General features: G+C 55.9%; 5 protein-coding genes. 4 read left to right on the top strand and 1 reads right to left on the bottom strand.

Annotation, left to right across the window (positions count from 1 at the left end; translation table 11 throughout):
• From J8I34_RS33615 to J8I34_RS33600, 4 genes are all read left to right on the top strand, one after another.
• The coding region (locus J8I34_RS33615) for an IS4 family transposase (RefSeq protein WP_305826471.1) at positions 1–497 on the top strand (497 nt) is incomplete at its 5' end.
• A 70-nt stretch (positions 498–567) separates the two neighbouring features.
• Complete coding sequence (locus J8I34_RS33610; protein WP_209778352.1) at positions 568–1,281, top strand: YecA/YgfB family protein; 714 nt, start codon at positions 568–570, stop codon at positions 1,279–1,281.
• A gap of 28 nt (positions 1,282–1,309) precedes the next feature.
• On the top strand, positions 1,310–1,663 hold the full coding sequence (locus tag J8I34_RS33605; protein WP_209778349.1) for a hypothetical protein: 354 nt from the start codon (positions 1,310–1,312) through the stop codon (positions 1,661–1,663).
• 21 nt (positions 1,664–1,684) lie between these two features.
• The gene (locus J8I34_RS33600) at positions 1,685–1,969 is read left to right on the top strand and encodes a DUF6398 domain-containing protein (protein ID WP_209778347.1); all 285 of its coding nucleotides are present in this window, start codon (positions 1,685–1,687) and stop codon (positions 1,967–1,969) included.
• Here J8I34_RS33600 and J8I34_RS33595 read toward each other — a convergent pair.
• Positions 1,966–2,604, bottom strand: coding sequence for a ComF family protein (locus tag J8I34_RS33595; protein WP_209778345.1), 639 nt, complete (start codon positions 2,602–2,604; stop codon positions 1,966–1,968). The two genes, J8I34_RS33600 and J8I34_RS33595, sit on opposite strands and share 4 nt — an antisense overlap.
• Between the last annotated feature and the right edge of the window lie 217 nt (positions 2,605–2,821).

The following is a 2,821-nucleotide window of genomic DNA, read 5'->3' as shown; positions in this document are numbered from 1 at the left end:
CTCAACGGCCGGCCACGCAAAACCCTAAACGGGCACACACCTTTGCAAGTCCTCGCTCAGGTCCTGGCCAACCCAACCGACCGGCTCCCTGTTCAATAACCCGCAGGGTGTTCTTTCATGTACTGAAGAACGGCTGCCGGATCGAAGCGCTGCAACTGGCTTCGATGGAGCGACTCGAACGAGCGCTGGCATTGTTCATGGTGGGGGCCTGGCGCATCGCGCGGCTAATGCGGCTGGGGCGCACCTGTCCCGAGCTCGAAGCGCAATTGCTGTTTGAGCCGGATGAATGGCAAGCGGCGTTCATTCTCAACAGGAAAGAGCCCCCCGAGACGCCGCCAAGCCTCAATGAAGTAGTTAGTCTGGTTGCCAGGCTTGGCGGCTTCCTCGCTCGCAAGGGCGATGGTGACCCAGGAGTCAAGACAATCTGGCAAGGCCTGCAGCGCGTAATGGACTTCGCCGCCGGCATCAAGTACGCCAGGGAAATTGGTCACGAGTGACTTGTGTGTAATGCAATGCGTATAATCACCGGATACAGTCGCTTCGACCTTCGCGAAGATAAAATCCGCCGTGAACAACCTGATATCCCAACAGCCGCTTGCCGACGACGATTTTGCCCGTCTCGCCGGGTTTCTTGACTCCATCGGCGATGCCGCGATGAACATCGAAACGCTCGACGGCTATTTCGTCGCGTTGATTTGCGGACCTGATATCGTGTTGCCCAGCGAGTATCTGCCCCAGATCTGGGGGGAAGATTTTTCGTTTGAAGGCGACGGGCAGGCCACCGAAATCATCGAGCTGCTCATGCGTCACTGGAACACGATCAGCACGGAATTGCAGCAAACGCTGCATGAGCCGAACGTGTACCTGCCCGTGTTGCTCGAGCGCGACGATGGTGTTGCCCCGGCCAACGACTGGGCGCATGGCTTCATGCGCGGCGTACAGATGCGTCCTGCGAGCTGGGGGGAACTGATCCACGACGAGGACCACGGCGGGCCGATGATCCCGATCATGATGCTGCATCATGAACACAATCCCAACCCGCAGATCCGGCCACCATCGATCCCTGCGGAAAAGCGCGAGGGACTGCTGGAGACGATGATCGCCGGGCTGCCACACATCTATCGTTACTTCGAGCCCCACCGGCGCGCGCTGGCGAGCATCCCAGGACGCGTTCCCATGCGTCGTGAAGAGCCGAAGATCGGGCGCAACGAGCCGTGCCCGTGCGGTAGTGGCCGCAAGTACAAGCATTGCTGCATGGGCAGCTCGCCGACGTTTCACTGATCAGACAGCACAACTACGGAGACGTGCAATGCCCCAGGTCCCGGATGATGCCGATCTTCCCCTGAACGCCAACGGCCCGGCGTACAGGTCGCGACAGGATCGTGACGGCATACCGCTGTCGTATGTCGGCGAGAAACTCGGTCTTCCCATCGAGGATCTGCATCGCCATGCCCGACGCTATCAGGGGGAACGTAATGATTTGCGTTGCACCATGTATCACCTTCTCGCGGCATACCTGGGACTACATAACATGCTCGGCAAGGCGAACGACCGGACCCTGGTTGACCGGTTACTTGACGGCAGCAGCGAGAAGCTGGACACGTGGCTGCGCCTGATCGAGCGGGAGGGTGATGTTCATGGGCTCGTCGAACTGGGCAACTGACGCATACGGATCGCGAATTCCATGAAGCCAACCTTTCGCGGCGAGCGGGTGCCAGGCGCCATGCAAGACCGGTATGACGAGATCATTGCGCTTACCGACGCCTTTTGTGCGCAACACCTGACCGATGAATACCGCGACCTCTGCCGACGTCTCGTTGCCACCCTGTGCTGCAAGCGGCCATCGCCACTGGTGACCGGCCCTGCGCGCCCCTGGGCCTGCGGCGTGGCCTACGCGATCGGGAGGGTCAACTTCCTCTTCGACAAGTCTTACGCTTACCAATTCAGATCTGTCTTCTCGTTCGCCTAAACTCTAACCAATTTAGCCAGGGCGAGCCCGTAGACCGCCGAAGCCCCGGCCTGCTGCGCCAATGTTATCGCAGTCCTCAGGGTAGCCCCGGTCGTCACAACATCATCAATAATTAATAATCTCTTTCCAGAAGCACAACTATCTGTCAATGACAATGTACGTTGCGCCTCACTATCCCTTTCCGTAGGCCCCAGTGCCTTAATGTCTCTTGCATTTTCAGTGAGGCAAAAAACTTTTGGATCAAATGACGTTTGCATTGATTCCATATGAGGAACGTCTGAGATAGCATCAAGCAGTCGTTCCAGCCTTGGGTCTTTGCCCCCCGTGGCGGGTATCACTGTCACAATATCGAAGTTGATATTCCGACCAAATAATAGTTGTGCGCTATGCGCAACCGCGTGCGCGAATAGTGGAGCCCAATATTGAGGTATTTTGAATGCCCGCTGCAATGTCTTGGATGCTATATCTTTTGACAAACTATGGCTACTATGCAACAAAGCCGTTGTGGGGCTCCTTTGGCTAAAATACCGTCCGAGATAGAGGGCGTCAAATTTATCGCCTGCATTTACGATGTTTCCGTAAATATCGCCTCGAAGAGAATAGGATCTGTTGCGATTAAAATCAACGGGCTGCATGTCGGCGCACCGCTCGGCAATTAACGCATACTCATCAATGTCATTAAAATAATTTACAAGATCATCGGAAGATAGTTCTATAGCTGGTGTAGACGAACCAGGTCGGTTGATAGACCATGCCGGAAATATAGGCATAATTCGGTTCTGTCGCAGTAACGGTACGGAAGTAGAATTTGCGGTCGTGAAACTTGAAGGCCAGAAAATGATTCAACCAGCG

Origin of the sequence: Cupriavidus phytohabitans, assembly GCF_017815025.1 — a bacterium.
Classification (GTDB): Bacteria; Pseudomonadota; Gammaproteobacteria; order Burkholderiales; family Burkholderiaceae; genus Cupriavidus.
Note: the sequence above shows the minus strand (reverse complement) of the source record. Positions and strands in the feature narration are given on the sequence as shown.